The organism is Janthinobacterium sp. (assembly GCF_031995485.1).
GTDB lineage: Bacteria > Pseudomonadota > Gammaproteobacteria > Burkholderiales > Burkholderiaceae_D > Janthinobacterium.
Window position 1 is genome coordinate 11,029 of sequence record NZ_DAMAGB010000023.1, and the last position, 14,991, is coordinate 26,019.

Annotated in this window: 14 protein-coding genes; 7 read left to right on the forward strand and 7 right to left on the reverse strand. The window is 64.2% G+C overall.

All coding sequences use genetic code 11. The features are described 5' to 3' along the window. Positions 1-207: 207 nt before the first annotated feature. Positions 208-1,056: an SDR family oxidoreductase gene (locus tag RTQ46_RS14270; RefSeq protein ID WP_312437514.1), complete on the reverse strand. Its 849-nt coding sequence runs from the start codon at positions 1,054-1,056 to the stop codon at positions 208-210. 108 nt (positions 1,057-1,164) lie between these two features. Between RTQ46_RS14270 and RTQ46_RS14275 the strand changes: the two genes are divergently transcribed. The 4 genes from RTQ46_RS14275 to phaP all read left to right on the forward strand — a co-directional run bounded on the left by RTQ46_RS14275 (position 1,165) and on the right by phaP (position 4,844). Beyond that, entirely contained in the window at positions 1,165-1,593 is a 429-nt protein-coding gene (locus tag RTQ46_RS14275) for a helix-turn-helix domain-containing protein (protein ID WP_312437516.1), read from the forward strand. Between the two features lie 101 nt (positions 1,594-1,694). After that, complete coding sequence (locus tag RTQ46_RS14280; protein WP_312437518.1) at positions 1,695-3,929, forward strand: ATP-binding protein; 2,235 nt, start codon at positions 1,695-1,697, stop codon at positions 3,927-3,929. A 5-nt stretch (positions 3,930-3,934) separates the two neighbouring features. Then, complete coding sequence (locus RTQ46_RS14285) at positions 3,935-4,129, forward strand: hypothetical protein (RefSeq protein WP_312437520.1); 195 nt, start codon at positions 3,935-3,937, stop codon at positions 4,127-4,129. A 106-nt stretch (positions 4,130-4,235) separates the two neighbouring features. Continuing rightward, the gene (gene phaP, locus RTQ46_RS14290) at positions 4,236-4,844 is read left to right on the forward strand and encodes a TIGR01841 family phasin (RefSeq protein ID WP_312437522.1); all 609 of its coding nucleotides are present in this window, start codon (positions 4,236-4,238) and stop codon (positions 4,842-4,844) included. 109 nt (positions 4,845-4,953) lie between these two features. Here the strand turns inward: phaP and RTQ46_RS14295 are convergent, their stop codons facing one another. Further along, on the reverse strand, positions 4,954-5,595 hold the full coding sequence (locus tag RTQ46_RS14295; protein ID WP_312437523.1) for a metalloregulator ArsR/SmtB family transcription factor: 642 nt from the start codon (positions 5,593-5,595) through the stop codon (positions 4,954-4,956). Further along, positions 5,592-6,815: an MFS transporter gene (locus tag RTQ46_RS14300; protein ID WP_312437525.1), complete on the reverse strand. Its 1,224-nt coding sequence runs from the start codon at positions 6,813-6,815 to the stop codon at positions 5,592-5,594. The genes RTQ46_RS14295 and RTQ46_RS14300 overlap by 4 nt, the downstream gene beginning before the upstream one ends. Positions 6,816-6,937: 122 nt before the next feature. Between RTQ46_RS14300 and RTQ46_RS14305 the strand changes: the two genes are divergently transcribed. The 3 genes from RTQ46_RS14305 to RTQ46_RS14315 all read left to right on the forward strand — a co-directional run bounded on the left by RTQ46_RS14305 (position 6,938) and on the right by RTQ46_RS14315 (position 11,759). Continuing rightward, positions 6,938-7,642 (forward strand): SMI1/KNR4 family protein, encoded by a 705-nt coding sequence (locus RTQ46_RS14305; protein ID WP_312437527.1) that lies wholly within the window; start codon positions 6,938-6,940, stop codon positions 7,640-7,642. Between the two features lie 155 nt (positions 7,643-7,797). Further along, entirely contained in the window at positions 7,798-9,465 is a 1,668-nt protein-coding gene (locus RTQ46_RS14310) for a VRR-NUC domain-containing protein (protein WP_312437528.1), read from the forward strand. Further along, a complete protein-coding gene (locus tag RTQ46_RS14315; RefSeq protein WP_312437530.1) occupies positions 9,462-11,759 on the forward strand; it encodes an ATP-dependent DNA helicase in 2,298 nt (765 codons plus the stop codon). Before RTQ46_RS14310 ends, RTQ46_RS14315 begins: the two co-directional genes overlap by 4 nt. Here RTQ46_RS14315 and RTQ46_RS14320 read toward each other — a convergent pair. Genes RTQ46_RS14320 through RTQ46_RS14335 form a run of 4 tightly spaced genes read right to left on the reverse strand, consistent with a single transcriptional unit; the run spans position 11,740 to position 14,730 of the window. After that, positions 11,740-12,468, reverse strand: a complete 729-nt coding sequence (locus RTQ46_RS14320) for a response regulator (protein ID WP_312437602.1) — start codon at positions 12,466-12,468, stop codon at positions 11,740-11,742. The genes RTQ46_RS14315 and RTQ46_RS14320 overlap by 20 nt on opposite strands. Before the next feature lie 14 nt (positions 12,469-12,482). Next, positions 12,483-13,556, reverse strand: a complete 1,074-nt coding sequence (locus RTQ46_RS14325) for a histidine kinase (RefSeq protein ID WP_312437532.1) — start codon at positions 13,554-13,556, stop codon at positions 12,483-12,485. A 3-nt stretch (positions 13,557-13,559) separates the two neighbouring features. Continuing rightward, complete coding sequence (locus RTQ46_RS14330) at positions 13,560-14,357, reverse strand: LiaI-LiaF-like domain-containing protein (RefSeq protein ID WP_312437533.1); 798 nt, start codon at positions 14,355-14,357, stop codon at positions 13,560-13,562. Then, positions 14,347-14,730, reverse strand: coding sequence for a LiaF transmembrane domain-containing protein (locus RTQ46_RS14335; protein WP_312437534.1), 384 nt, complete (start codon positions 14,728-14,730; stop codon positions 14,347-14,349). Before RTQ46_RS14335 ends, RTQ46_RS14330 begins: the two co-directional genes overlap by 11 nt. Between the last annotated feature and the right edge of the window lie 261 nt (positions 14,731-14,991).

The following is a 14,991-nucleotide window of genomic DNA, read 5'->3' on the forward strand; positions in this document are numbered from 1 at the left end:
CCACGTGGCGGAATTGGTAGACGCGCATGGTTCAGGTCCATGTGCCTTCGGGTGTAGGGGTTCGAGTCCCTTCGTGGGCACCATTACCTAATTCGCAAAAAAGCCGCAGACTTTCATGAGTCTGCGGCTTTTTTCATGGCCGGACGGTTTTGTCAGACGATTTTGTGCCGCAAGGATGCCGCAGCCGCGGCACCCTGCTCCACCTTGCTAGGCCAGCGCCGCCTTGACGGCATTGGCCAGGCTGGTGGTCGGACGGCCAATCAGCGCGCTCAGCTGCTTGCCATGGTCTTCCAGACCGCCCTTGGCCACGCCTGCATCGGAGTCGGCCAGCAGTTCGGCGAAACCTTCCGGCACACCCACACCGACCAGCGCGGCCTTGAAGTCCGCCTGCGGCAGATCCTTGTAAACAATCTGCTTGCCCGACTGGCACGCCACTTCGGCCGCGTACTCGCTGAGGGTAAAGCTGTCGTCGCCGGCCAGTTCATAAATCGCCTGCGGCGCAGCGGCAGTCAGCACGGCAGCGGCGGCCTCGGCGTAATCGCGGCGCGCGGCCGACGAGAAGCGGCCATCCTGCGCCGCGCCGAGCACCACGCCATGCTCGAGCACCGGCGCCAGGTGTTCGGTATGGTTTTCCAGGTACCAGCCGTTGCGCAGGAAACTGAACGGCAGGCCCGAGGCGCGGATGGCCGCTTCGGTGATCACGTGTTCGGCCGCCAGGCCCAGCGGCGTGTTATCGGCACGCAGCACGCTGGTGTAGGCCAGCAGCGCGACGCCGGCGCGCTTGGCCGCATCGATCACATTCTGATGCTGGGTGGCGCGCTGCCCCACTTCGCTCGACGAAATCAGGAGGATCTTGCTGGCACCCTGGAAAGCCGCGTCCAGGCTGGCGCCGTCGTTGTAGTCGGCCTGGCGCACCTGCACGCCCTGCGCGGCCAGGCCTGCCGCCTTGGCCGGATCGCGCACGGCGGCGACGATCTGGTTGGCGGGAACGGTTTTCAGCAGCGCGGCAATAACGTGCTGGCCCAGCTTGCCTGTGGCGCCGGTGATGACAATCATGATTAGTCCTTTGGTGTTGGGGAAGAAAAATCTATAATAGCGCCATCACTTACCAAATGTAAGTACGTACCTTTTGGTAAGTACTGAATTTCTTCGGGATCACCCACCATGTCGAATCACCCCCCCGGCGCCAGCCTGCGCGCCGCCCTTGCCGAACAGAACCAGAGCACCCGGCTGCTGGCGGCCGCCTGTCCGTCGCGCGTCGTGCTCAGCCATCTCACCAGCCGCTGGGCCGTGCTGGTGCTGGTCCTGCTGCTGACCGGCACGCGGCGTTTCAGCGAACTGCGGCGCGAAGTGGGCGGCGTCAGCGAAAAAATGCTGGCGCAGACGCTGGACGCGCTGTGCGGTGACGGTTTCGTGCTGCGCCAGGCCTATCTGGTGATACCGCCCAAGGTGGAATACAGCTTGACGCCGCTGGGGCGCGAGGCCGCCGAGCGGCTGGCCGTGCTGGTCGACTGGATCGAGGATAATTATCCGCGCATCGAACAGGCGCGCACGCAGGCAGTGCTGGCGGCGCAGCCGGCAAAAGCGGCCTGAATGCCAGGAAACTATTGCCCGCAGTAAAGCCATTTATCGTTTACACCTGTTTGGCTTGATGTAATACTGACCCTACATACAGGCGTCATGATTGCGACACCATGAATCAGTTGATTTCTTCCACCGCCGGCCGGGCCAGGATCTTGCTGGTCAGCAGCGCTGCCAGCGAGGTCAGCGAACTGCTTTATGTGCTGGACCGCCATAACCTGGGCACCGGGCTGGCCGCCGATATCGATGCCGGCGTGGCGCTGGCGGCCGGCGGCGCCGATCTGATCCTGCTCGACGCCGCGCTCGCTGGCGGCAATATCGGCGACACCTGCACCCGCTTGCGCAATGCGGGCGGGCGCCACGGCGTGCCGCTGCTGCTGATGTCCTCCTCGCCTAGCGCCGAAGAACAGGGCCGCAGCGTGGGAGCCGGCGCCAGCGACTACATCAGGATGCCGTTCGATGCGCGCGATGTGGCCGAAAAAATCCTGATGGAACTGGCGCTGCACAAGGCGCACAGCACCGACGCTGTGGCTGCGACCACCCCCGTGCATCCGCAAACGCTGGAGGTGAACTACCACTCGATCCTGGCCGGCTCGCCCGACGCGGTGCTGCTGTTCGATCTCGACAACGCCCTGCTGATCGACGCCAATCACCTGGCCGAAACACTGTTCGGCATGCCGCTGGCCATCCTGCTGCAGGGCGGCATCGAGCGCGTCTTTCCTGCGCGCCAGCCCGATGGCGACACGTCGTCGCGCCTGCTGCAGCAAAAAATGCACGACACCCTGCAAGGCCGGATCGTGCTCTTCCGCGCCCACTGCTGCCATCGCGACGGCCACGCCATCGCCTGCGAAATCCGCCTGATGCGCCTGTCCGTGCCGGGGCGCCAGCTGGTGCATGCGCGCATCATCGACCTGACCGAACGCAACCTGGCCGAAGCCTTGCGCGCCGGCCAGAACACGCTGCTGGAAATGATCGCCAAAGGCGCGCCATTGCAGGGCACGCTGGACCAGCTGCTGATGATGATCGAAGCGCAGTCGCGCGGCGTGTACTGCTCCATCATGCTGCTCGATGAAGATGGCCAGCACATGCGCAGCGCATCGGGTCCCAGCCTGCCGCCGGCCTATATGGCGCTGCTCGACGGCGTGCCGATCGGCCCGGCCGTCGGCTCCTGCGGCACCGCCATGTACCGCCGCGAGTGCGTGGTCGTCACCGATATCGAGCACGATCCGCTATGGACGCCCTACCGCCACCTGGTCGCACCGTTCGGCCTGCGCGCCTGCTGGTCGCAGCCGATCTTCGGCCAGGATGGCGCCATCCTCGGCTCGTTCGCCATGTATTACCGCGAAGTGCGCAGCCCCGTGCCGCAGGAACTGGTGCTGATCGACGTGGCGACCGACCTGGCCGGCATCGCCATTTCCCGCACCCGCCATGAAGACGAGCTGCAGCGCCACCGCATGCACCTCGAAGAGCTGGTGGCCGAGCGCACCGCCGCGCTGACGCTGGCCAAGGAACAGTCCGAACAGGCCAACCGCGAGCTGGCCGCCGCGCTGGCCCACCTGTCGATCACGCAGGATGAACTGGTGCGGCGCGACAAGCTGGCTGCCCTGGGCGCGCTGGTGGCCGGCATCGCGCATGAACTCAATACGCCGATCGGCAACGGCCTGGTGGTTGCCACCACCATGGCCGAGCGCACGCAGGCGCTGCAGGCCGGTTTGCAGGACGGTTTGCGCCGCTCGGAACTGGAAACCTACCTGGCCCAGGCCGGCGAAGCTGACGCCATCGTGCTGCGCAACCTGCAGCGCGCGGCCGACCTGGTGTCGAGCTTCAAGCAGATCGCCGTCGACCGCGCCAGCTCGCAGCGCCGCCATTTTTTGCTGCGCCAGTTCATTGCCGAACTGATGCTGCCGCTGTCGGCCACGCTCAAGGGCGCCGGCCATGTGCTGCGGCAGGACGTGCCGCCCGAGCTGGCGATGGACAGCTATCCCGGTCCGCTGGGCCAGGTGCTCAGCAACCTGTTCGAGAACTGCGTGCGGCACGCCTTCGAGGGCCGCAGCAACGGCGTCATCAGCATCACGGCGCGCGCCAGCGATGACGGCAACCTGATCACCATCGCCTTGGCCGACAATGGCGGCGGCATCGCCGCCGGCGACCTCGCGCGCATCTACGATCCGTTCTTCACCACCCGGCTCGGCTCGGGCGGATCGGGCCTGGGCCTGCATGTGGCGCACAATATCGTCACCGGCGTATTGGGCGGCCATATCGAGGTGGCCAGCAGCGAGGCCGGCACTACCTTTACGCTGCACCTGCCGGTTATCGCGCCGCAGGCCGGCAATTCTGTTGGAGAATAAACAGCATGAAGCACCTGATCGCAATCGCCCTGCTGGCCGCCTGCACGGCCGCCCTGGCCGCTCCCGCGCCCTGGTACAAATGGCGCAGCAAGGTCGATGGCACCCTATCGTGCGCACAATCGACGCTGGGATTTGGCTGGGAGCTGGCCTCGGGTCCGTACAAAGATAGCCGTTGCGAAAAACCGGCGCTTGTTAAATAATGGGGACATAACAACACGGGGCAACCGGCTTGACAGCAAGCGAAAGCAACGCAGTGTCGAAGAGTATTGGAAGATAAAACGTATCTATTCAAACCGAGGAGACCACATGTTTACCAATCCTGAACAATTCGCATCGGCCACCAAGGCCCTGTTCGAATTCCAGCTGATGACCTTCAATACCCTCACCTCCAAGGCGGTGCAGGGCGTGGAGCAGGTGCTGGCCCTGAACATGGCCACCGCCAGGGCCGGCATGGAAGAAGGCATCGCCGCCGGCAAGGAAATCAGCCAGGCCAGGGATCCAAAAGCGGCGCTCGCCGCCGCTGCCGCCCAGGTGCAGCCGGGCGTGGCCGGCGCCAAGGCCTACAAGCAGCAGCTCGATGAAATCATCAAGGATATCCATACCGAATTCACCTCGGCCGCCGAAGCCCATGTGGCCGAAGCAAAGAGCAATCTGAGCGCCCTGATCTACGACGTCACCAAGAACGTGCCACCGGGCTCGGAGAACGCGGTGGCCATCGTCAAGGCCGCCATCGACAACGCCTTCCTCGGCTACGAGCAGGTGACCAAGGCCACGCAACAGGCCGTGAAAACCGTGGAAGAGCAGATCGCCAAAGCCTCGGCCCAGGTGGCGCAAGCGTCGGACAAGGCGACAGCGGGCGTGCAGGAAGCGGTGGACAAGGTGACGCCAAAGGCCGCCAAGGCACCGAAAAAATAAGCGTAGGCCGGATTAGCGGCGAAGCCGGGTAATCCGACAACATCGTTGACCATTGACCGTGGTGTTGTCGGATTACGCGCACGCGCCTCGGCGGCCCCGCCAATCCGGCCTACGCCGCCTTTAACGGGGTTATGCGGTACACGCACCTTCTCCCCCCTTCCAGCAGATACTCGCTGCGCTCCACCGTGCAATCCTCGCCCAGCACGCGCTGGAAGATCGCCAGTTCCGACCGGCAGAATTTCCTGCATGACGTCGCCGCCGCGCAGATCGGGCAATGGTTTTCCACCAGCAGCACGCTGCCGTCCGGCTGCGGCTCGGCGCCGGCCATATAACCCTCGCCATCGCGCGCCTCGGCCAGGCTGGCCACGCGCTGCGCCAGCGCCGCACTGCCGTCGACGCAGGACCGGTAGGCCGCCTCGCTGCCGGCCTCGCGCGCGGCGATCAGTTTGTCGAGTCCCTCGTCGCCAAACAGCAGCTGCACCTGCGCGATCAGTTCCAGGGTCAGCCCGGCATGGCGGTCGGGAAAGCGCGCATGGCCTGCGTCCGTCAGCGACCAGCGCCGCGAAGGCCTGCCCACCTTGTCGGCCACATCGTCGAACGCCACCAGGCCCCTGCCGTAAGCCGTCTCCAGCTGGCGCCGCGCGCCCATCGAGGTGATCCCCAGCAAGGCCGCCAGTTGCTGCGCCGTCTGCGGTCCGCGCATTTTCAGCAGGAACAGCGTCTGCTCCGAGGTGGCCGGGACGGTGCTCATGCCGCCGCCGTCAAGGCCGCCGCATCGGCCGCATGCAAGTGCCGGCGCCAGCCGTGCATGCGCCAGGCGGACCAGGCGGCGCACAGCGCGCCCACCACCAGGATCAGGCGGGTGTCGATCAGGATCAGCAGCGAGCCGACCAGCGCGACCACGATATTGGCGATGCAGAAGGTGGTCGACAGCAGGCCCATCACTGCGCCCTGCCCGTGCGCGCTGAAGCGCTCGGCGCACCAGCCCTGGATTACCGTGTTGTACAGCGCATTCGGGATGCCGAACAGCACGATGGCGGCAATGCCGACCCATATATTGCCCATCGCCAGCACGCCGATCGCCAGCGCGATGCCGCAGCCATACCAGCCGGCACGCAGCAGCGGCGCATGGCGGCTGGGGCCGCCCGCCAGCAGCGAGGTGATCGTCATGCTGCCGCACAGGCCCACGTTGACCCAGGCGATCGCCTGCGCATTGTAGTGCGCCGTCTCGACCAGCCACAGCGGATAGAATTCATAAAAGCTGGCCACGCCGCAGGTCAATGCCAGCTGCACGATGAACAGGGTGCGCAGCTCTTCATGGCGCAGCAGGTTCAGCGAATGCCGGTCGCGCGCCACCTGCCACCACGAGCTCGTCAGCAGCGACGGCGCTTCGCGCGGCAGGCCCGTGGCCACCAGCAAGGCGACGAGCATCAGCGCGCCGGCGGCGATCCAGAACGGCACCGTCACGCCCCAGGCCAGGGTGGCGCCGGCCAGGATCGGACCGACCAGCCAGCCCAGGTAAAACGCGCCATTCAGCCATGACATGGCGCGCAGGCGTAGCGGACCCTGCAACTGGTCGGCCAGCATGGCGCGCGCGACGGCGCCGTTGCCTTCGAGCAGGCCGGTAATAAAGCGGGCCACGATAAACAGCGGATACGACTGGATCACCAGCGCCCAGGCCGTGATGGCATGGCCGATGGCGGCGCCGACAGCCGTGCGCATCAGCAGGGGCCGGCGGCCATAGCGGTCCGACAGCGGCCCCAGCAAGGCCGAACCGATCAGCAGGCCCAGCGGGTTGATGGTCAGCGCCAAGCCGAACAGCAGTTTCGACGGCAGGCCCATGAAATTATTGAAAGCGTTCGGCGCCTCGGCGGCGAACAGCGGCGGCAGGATCGGATACGGCAGGGACGCGCCGATGGTGGACAGCAGGGCCAGCATGCAGGCGGCGGTGATCAGGATGATATTTTTCATGCGACATGTTTTCTTGATTATGTTTATAAAGCAAGAATACGGGCCGAACGCAAATAAGTAAACAGAATCGTTTATTAATTGCGTAACACTTGTTTGTTTATAACTTTACCAACAGGACCACCATGACCTTGCCAGAAATCGAACACCAGCACGATTTTTCCTATCCTTCCCTGTACCGGCAGCTGGAACAGGACGGCATGCTCAATGTGGGTGAATATGGCCCAGACTGGTACAACACGGTCCTGCCCACCCTGAAAGACCGGCCAACCCTGCTGCTGTTCGCCGACGATTTCGAGCTGCTCGGTGTCGATGCCGTGGCGCAAGCACTGGCCGAGCAGGCAGAGCCCGACGATTACCGCCAGATCGACCCGGCCTTCACCTTCATTCCGTTTGCGCAGACGGGCGCGGGCGACCACTACTGCTTTTTCCAGACTGGCGCAGCCGATGGCGAGATACCGATCGTGCTGCTGTGGCATGACCAGGAGGAAGCCCGGTATGTGGCGAAAAACCTGCAGGACTTTATCTTCAGCATGCTGCTCGACATCATGGCGGACCAGGATACGTATAACGACGTCAGCGACGAACAATTCCGCGAACAGCTGGAAAAAATGCTGGTCACGCACGCGCGCTATCTGACGCCGCGCCAGCAGGAAGTGCTGCAAACGCTATTGGCGCGCGACATCGGCGACTACGAGGTGGCCTTGCCCAAAGGCAGGACGGAGACGCATCGCGGCTTGCTGACCGATCTGGAACTGAAAACGCTGAAGCAAGAACTGATTCCTTTTGATAAACCGGATTTTCCCTATGGTGCAGCTGCCCGGTCATGACCGTAGACGGTTGTCCAACGGCGACAGCATGCAAGGATAAGGCAGGTAATGAGCACAAAATCGCTGTGCAAGCGGCGAACGAAGGTTTAAACTGTATATAAACACAGTAAAATCATGTCCGAGTAACATCATCCTGCTTTGAAACAACTACCACCATGCTGAGAGTGCTGGAAAATCCTTTGTACTATCTGGACAATTTCCAGGGCGTGCTGGGCTGGATTGCCGAGCGCTATGCCGATCTGCTGAGCTTTGATGAAATGCAGTTCATCGATCAATTCGCGCAGCTGCCGCAAGCGTCGCGCGCGCTGTTCGTGCGCTTCGTGATGCGCAAGGGCTGCCTGTTTCGCGCCAGCAAACTCAACTACGCCGAGATCGGCGACACGCGCGCGGCCGCCCTGCCCCTGCTGGCAACCGGCTGGGTGGTGGCGGACCCGGCCATCGATATCGACACCGTGTTCGAGCTGCTGCTGAAACCCGAGCTACAACAGGTGTTTGGCCTGAGCGGCCCGTTGAAAGCGGCGCGCAAGGCAGACCAGCTGGCAGCGCTGCGCGAACAGCATCCTGGCGAGCAGCCGTTTTCCGCCTGGTATCCGGCCGCGAACGATGTGCTGTACACCATCTGCAACCAGCCCCTGTGCGACCGGCTGCGCCTGATTTACTTTGGCAATTTCCACCAGGACTGGTCGGAATTCGTGCTGTCCGACCTGGGCGTGTATCAATACGAAAAAGTCGAGTTTTCGCTGGCCTCGCGCGGTTTTCGCACGCGACAGGATATCGAGCACTACGAGGTGCTGCACCAGTGCCGCGAGCGCTTCAACGACGAGGCGGCGCCCGCATCGCCTGACGAAGTGCTGCAGCAGCTGTCCACCCTGGCGGCCGGCACCGACAACGCCTGGCTGGCCAGCCGGCGCGACAAGCTGCAGTTCCAGATCGCCCAGCATCTGGAAAAATCGCAGGACTGGCCGGGGGCCTACCGCGCCTACGCCGATTGCCGCTATCCCGGTGCGCGCGGGCGCGCCATCCGCGTGCTGGAAAAGGACGAGCAGCCGCTGGCGGCCTACGAGCGCCTGGAAATTGCTTTGCAGGCACCCGAAAGCGAGGCCGAGCGCCAGTTGCTGCTGCGCATGGCGCCCCGCCTGCGGCGCAAGCTAGGTCACGCGAAACAGCCCGCCGCGCCAGCCGCGCCGGTCGAGCGCATCGATCTGCTGCTGCCGTTTCCGCAGGAACTCTGCCATGTGGAAGGCGTGGTGCAGCAGCACCTGATGCAGGACGATGCCCCCGTCTATTATGTGGAAAACACGCTGATCAACTCGCTGTTCGGCCTGCTGTGCTGGCACGCCATCTTCAAGGCCATTCCCGGCGCATTCTTCCACCCGTTCCACCGCGGCCCGGCCGACCTGCACAGCGCCGACTTCCATGCGCGCCGCCTCGATGATTTCACAGCCTGCCTCGCGCAGCTCGACAATGGCGCCTACCGGGCCACCATGCGCGCCACCTACGCCGCCAAGGCCGGCATCGTCTCGCCGTTTGTCAGCTGGCAAGTAATCGATGGCGACTTGCTGGAACTGGCGCTTGCCTGCATTCCGGCCGCGCACCTGAAAAAAGCGTTTGAACGCATCTTGCTCGATATTAAAAGCAACCGCACGGGCTTTCCCGACCTGATCCAGTTCTGGCCGGCCGAACAGCGTTATCGCATGATCGAAGTCAAGGGGCCTGGCGACCGCCTGCAGGACAACCAGCAGCGCTGGATCGCGTATTGCGCGCAGCACGCGATGCCGGTCACCGTGTGCTACCTGCAATGGTCGCAGGCGGAGGCCGCATGACGGACATCAGCGATAGCCCGCGCCAATACACGATTGCCGTGCGCGCCCTGTGCGAATTCACCGCCAAGGTGGGCGACCTCGACCTGCGCTTCACGCCCTCGCCCACGGCGCAGGAAGGCATTGCCGGCCACGCCACCGTGACAGGGCGGCGCGATGACGATTACCAGCGCGAAATCAGCTTGTGCGGCGACTTCGGTCCGCTGCACGTGCGCGGGCGCGCCGACGGCTACGATCCGGCGCGGCGCCAGCTCGAGGAAATCAAGACCTACCGCGGCGACCTGTCCGCCATGCCGGGCAACCACCGCCAGCTGCACTGGGCGCAGGGGCGCATCTACGGCCACCTGCTGTGCCAGCAGCTGAACCTGCCCATGCTGCGCGTGGCGCTCGTGTATTTCGATATCGCCAGCCAGAAGGAAACCGTCATGCACGAAGAGTGCACGGCCGAAGCGCTGCGCACCTTTTTTGAACAGCACTGCACGCTGTTCATCGACTGGGCCGAACAGGAACTGGCGCACCGCGCCAGCCGCGACGCGCAGCTGGCGGCGATGACGTTTCCACACGCCGACTTCCGGCCGGGCCAGCGCCAGCTGGCCGAAGCCATGTACAAGGCCAGCAGCCGCTCCTGCGGCCTGCTGGCGCAGGCGCCGACCGGCATCGGCAAGACGGTGGGCAGCCTGTTTCCGATGCTCAAAGCCACCGCCGCGCATGGCCTCGACAAGCTGTTCTTTTTGGCCGCCAAGGTGCCGGGCCGGCAGATGGCGCTCGACGCCTGCGCCATCCTGAAAAACAGCGCGCCCTTGCTGCCGCTGCGGGTGCTGGAACTGAGCGCCAAGACCAGCGCCTGCGAGCATCCGGACAAAGCCTGCCACGGCGAATCGTGTCCGCTGGCGCGCGGTTTCTACGACCGGCTGCCGCTGGCGCGCGAAGTGGCGCTGGCCAGCGGCCTGATCCTCGACAAGGAAGCCGTGCGCGCGATCGCCCTGCAGCAGGGCGTGTGTCCCTACTATCTGGGCATGGAACTGGCGCGCTGGAGCGATGTCGTGATCGGCGACTACAACTATTATTTCGACCTCAGCGCCATGCTGTACGGCATGACGCTGGCGTTTGACTGGAAGGTCAATGTGCTGGTCGACGAAGCGCACAACATGGTGTCGCGCGTGCGCAGCATGTATTCGGCCGAGCTCGAACATATCCAGCTGAAAACGCTGCGCAAGTTCGCGCCCGAGCCGTTGAAAAAGCCGCTTGACCGCGTCAATCGCCAGTGGAATGCGCTGCTCAAGGAGCAAGGCGAGGACTACCTGGTCCACCCTGCCCTGCCCGAGAAGTTCTTCGGCGCGCTGCAGGGCGTGGCCACCGCCATCGGCGACCACATGGCCGAGCATCCCGCCTCGCTCGACGAAGACCTGCAGCGCTTCTATTTCGACGTGCTGCTGATCAACCGGCTGGCGGAAAGCTTCGGCGACCATTCGCTGTTCGATGTCAGCAAGACGGCGACCGGTTCCACCGTCTGCATCCGCAATATCGTGCCGGCGCCATTCTTGAAGGCGCGCTTCGAGGCCAGCCGCAGCACGGCGCTGTTTTCCGCCACCCTGAGCCCGTGGAATTACTACAGCGATACGCTGGGCATGCCGGCCAATACGGCCTGGGTCGATGTCGAATCACCATTCCTGGCAGAGCAGCTGGCCGTGCGCGTGGCCGACAGTATTTCCACGCGCTACCAGCACCGCGCCGCCTCCCTGCTGCCGATTGCCCAGCTGATGGCCAGGCAATATGCGGAAGCGCCGGGCAACTACCTGGCGTTTTTCAGCAGCTTCGACTATATGGAAAAGACGGCCACGCTGTTTGCCCAGCATTTTCCGGACGTGCCGATCTGGCAGCAGCCGCGCCGCATGGACGACGCGGCGCGCACGCAGTTCCTGGCGCGCTTCGGGCTGGAGACGCGCGGCATCGGCTTTGCCGTGCTGGGCGGCGCATTCGGCGAAGGCATCGACTTGCCCGGCGCGCGCCTGATCGGCGCCTTTATCGCCACCCTGGGCCTGCCGCAGATCAACCCCGTCAACGAGCAAATCCGCCAGCGCATGGGCGACATCTTCGGCGCCGGCTACGATTACACCTATCTGTATCCGGGCATGCAGAAGGTGGTGCAGGCGGCCGGCCGCGTGATCCGCACGCAGACGGACAAGGGCGTGGTGTACCTGATCGACGACCGCTTTGCGCGGCCGGAAGTGCGGCAGCTGTTGCCCGCCTGGTGGGACGTGCAGATCGCGCCGCGCGCTAGCGTTCCAGCAGCCTGAGTTTCTGGTAGCCGGACTTGCTGACGGGAATGCGCGTGCCATCGTTGAGGATGGCCACATGGCTGTCCCGGGTGGCCGGCTCGATGCGGCTGAGGCAGTCGATATTGAGCAGGTAGGAGCGGTGCACACGCAGGAATTTGTGCGCATCGAGCTGGGTTTCCAGTTCGCCCAGGCGCTGGCTTTTCAGCCACGCCTTGCCGTTCGAGCGGATGCTGACATAGTCGTCCTGCGCTTCGATGTAGTCGATGCTGTCCACGGGGATCACCTGCACCCTGGCGCCGTCGCGTATCAGCACGCGCGCCAGTGGCAGCGCGCGCGCGGCCGCCTCGCGCAGCACCGTCTCGATGGCGGCCGCAGGCACGCGGTGCGCCCGCGCATGCGCCAGCGCCTGGTCGAAACGCTGCTCGCTGTACGGTTTCAACAGGTAGTCCAACGCGTGGCATTCGAAGGCCTTGAGCGCATACTGGTCATAGGCGGTAACAAAGATCAAGCGGGTTTTCGCGCCGATCAGCTCGGCCACTTCGAAACCGTCGAGCCGGGGCATCTGTATGTCGAGAAACACCAGCTCCGGTTCCAGTTCCGCAATCGCCTTGACGGCCTCGAAACCGTTGGCGCACTCGGCCACGATCTCGACATCGTCGTGGCGCGCCAGGCACTCGCGCAGCAGCGCCCGCGCCAGCATTTCATCGTCGACTATCGCCACCCGCATCGTTGCCTGCATCGCTATTCCCCGCTTGAGCCGGCCTGCGCCGGCATGGTGATGGTCACTTCAAACCCGCCCTCCTGGCGCAGCCAGTGCACGCTGGCCTCGTGGCCGTAGGCGCCAAGCAGGCGCTGGCGGACATTGTCGAGGCCGACGCCATTGCCGCGCGCGGGCGTCTGCTGCGCATCGACGGGATTGCCGACCTGTATCTGCAGCAGGCTGCCCAGGCGCCGCGCGGCTAGCGCGATCACGCCGCCTTCCATCAGGCCGCCAATGCCGTGCTTGACGGCGTTTTCCACCAGCGGCTGGATCAGCATCGGCGGCAGCAGGCAATCGAGCGCCGCCTCGTCGATGGCTTCCTCTACCCGCAAGCGCTCGCCGAAGCGCACCTGCTCGATCGCCAGGAAATGGCGGATCAGCACCAGCTCCTGCTGCAAGCTGATCTTCTTGTGCGCCTCCATGCTCAGGCTCTGGCGAAAGAAGCTGGCCAGCTCGACCGTCATGGTGCGCGCGCTGGCAGGGTTGATCGACGTCAGCGCGCTGATGGAATTGAGGCTGTTGAACAGGAAATGCGGATCGATCTGCGTGCGCAGCATGCGCAGCTGCGCTTCCTGCGCCATCAGCTGGGCCTCCAGACCGCGCTGCTCGGCCATCCTGGCGCGCACGAATTCGAGCAGCAGATAATGCACGGCAACGGCCAGGCAATACAGCAAGGCGCCCAGGCCGAAAAACAGCAGCAGCAGGGACGGCCGCAAGGCCATGCCGATCCAGGGCAGTTCCAGCAGCAGGCTGACGCTGTTAAGGAACTGCAGCAGCGTGGCCCACAGCAGGCCCGCACACAGCGCCGCCACGCCCATCACGACCAGAATGGCGGCCGGATGGCGCTCGCTCAGGGGATAGGCGCGGCACAGATAAAAAGCGGAAAATCCCGTGCCGATCGCATACACCAGGGTGGCCGGCGCCACCAGCAGCACGGCGTTGCTCCATCGCACATCGGCCACCCTGGCCAGCACGAAGGACAAGGCCAGGCCCAGCGTAATGCACAGCAACATGGCGACTATCGCGCCATGCCGCTTCGACAGGGGCGCCGCCATGGGCTAGTTGCGCACTTCCAGCCCGCCCATGATGGCGTAGCCGATCACATACAGGCGCTTGTTCTGGTGCGGCGGCACGATGGTCTTTTCTTCGAAACCGCCCAGGATCGGCGTGCCCTGCAGGATCACGCTCCAGTCGGGCGGCACCTTGATGGTGATGCCGCCGCACAGGGCAAATACATTGAGCACGGCTTCGCCCTCGATCGATGCCTGGCGCAGGTCGATCTCGCAGCCGGCCATGATCACATTGATGTCGCCGCCACGGAAACGCTGCGACGAGACGCGCCGCACGAAGCCGCCCAGGATGGCCGACACTTCGATAATGCTGTCGTCGTCCGCCTGCCCGCTGGCCCCGGGTGCCGGCTTGTCCAGCGATACGGCGCCGTTGCGGGCCTGGCCGAAAGAGTCAGGCCGGGCAGTGTTGTCTTCGCGTGCCGCAAAGCGCCGGCGATGCTGGCGCTGCCGTGCACCCGGCAAGGACCTGGTCACCACGGCGATGCCGACGCCGATAATGACCAGCGGCCACAGCAGGTTCCAGCTGACATGGAACAGGCCCATCGCGCGGAAGGTCCACGTCACGCCCAGCAGGACCAGGATACCGCCCAGCACATAGCCGGAACGGGTGCGGCTCTGCGAGATTTTCAGCAGGCCGAATATGATCAATATGGTCGGCCAGAAGCGGAACGTATAGCGCACGCTGATGAAACCGAGATTGTCGAGCAGGAACACCAGCCCCAGGCCGATCACCAGCACGCCCAGGATGATCTGCGATGGCGAGTGCAGCGGTGGTTTATTGTTCATGCTCGGACTCCCGGTAAGCCACAAAATGTTTGTTCAGCAGCGGTTCCAGCACCAGTCCCACGCCCCAGGCGATCAGCAAGGCGGGCCAGCTGTTGTAGAAGTTGAGGTTCCACAGTTCTTCATACGAGACATACCACCAGGCGGCAAAAAAGATCAGCCACAGGCCGCTCAGCACCTGCTTGGCGGAAACCGGCGCCACCAGCTTGTTCAGGCCGAACAGCACCATGATCACGGGCCAATAATGCCATAGCTGCCAGTAGTCGCGCAGGTAGATGATATCGAGCCGGTCGAGCAGGATGACGGCGCCGACCACGATCAGCAGCACACCCCATAACAGCTGCGTGCGGCGCCAGTAAGCTTGTTCATGTTTCACGAGACCCCCTTGTGTTGGTTGACCGTAAAGATACGCGCTGCGGCGCAAAAGGGAAATGCCGGATCGGCGAATGGCGGATACGAATCGGTGAATGGCGGGAAAACTGCGATGAAACGAAAAAAAGAGCCGGCAAGGCCGGCCCTCAAGGGGTTTGCTGTCACGCTAACGCCGGAGAAAGGGTGCTGCGCGTGGCGCCGGAGACAGGACAATCTTCGACAACGCCACCCACAAGAAACTGGTGCCGATCCTTGAGGCGACCGG

Bases quoted from the DNA above. Each gene is read 5' to 3' on its own strand.
- RTQ46_RS14305 (WP_312437527.1), top strand. From the start codon at position 6,938: ATGACCTTGCCAGAAATCGAACACCAGCACGATTTTTCCTATCCTTCC.
- RTQ46_RS14310 (WP_312437528.1), top strand. From the start codon at position 7,798: ATGCTGAGAGTGCTGGAAAATCCTTTGTACTATCTGGACAATTTCCAG.
- RTQ46_RS14315 (WP_312437530.1), top strand. From the start codon at position 9,462: ATGACGGACATCAGCGATAGCCCGCGCCAATACACGATTGCCGTGCGC.
- RTQ46_RS14270 (WP_312437514.1), bottom strand. From the start codon at position 1,056: ATGATTGTCATCACCGGCGCCACAGGCAAGCTGGGCCAGCACGTTATT.
- RTQ46_RS14300 (WP_312437525.1), bottom strand. From the start codon at position 6,815: ATGAAAAATATCATCCTGATCACCGCCGCCTGCATGCTGGCCCTGCTG.
- RTQ46_RS14330 (WP_312437533.1), bottom strand. From the start codon at position 14,357: ATGAACAATAAACCACCGCTGCACTCGCCATCGCAGATCATCCTGGGC.
- RTQ46_RS14280 (WP_312437518.1), top strand. From the start codon at position 1,695: ATGAATCAGTTGATTTCTTCCACCGCCGGCCGGGCCAGGATCTTGCTG.
- RTQ46_RS14320 (WP_312437602.1), bottom strand. From the start codon at position 12,468: ATGCGGGTGGCGATAGTCGACGATGAAATGCTGGCGCGGGCGCTGCTG.
- phaP (WP_312437522.1), top strand. From the start codon at position 4,236: ATGTTTACCAATCCTGAACAATTCGCATCGGCCACCAAGGCCCTGTTC.
- RTQ46_RS14285 (WP_312437520.1), top strand. From the start codon at position 3,935: ATGAAGCACCTGATCGCAATCGCCCTGCTGGCCGCCTGCACGGCCGCC.
- RTQ46_RS14295 (WP_312437523.1), bottom strand. From the start codon at position 5,595: ATGAGCACCGTCCCGGCCACCTCGGAGCAGACGCTGTTCCTGCTGAAA.
- RTQ46_RS14325 (WP_312437532.1), bottom strand. From the start codon at position 13,556: ATGGCGGCGCCCCTGTCGAAGCGGCATGGCGCGATAGTCGCCATGTTG.
- RTQ46_RS14275 (WP_312437516.1), top strand. From the start codon at position 1,165: ATGTCGAATCACCCCCCCGGCGCCAGCCTGCGCGCCGCCCTTGCCGAA.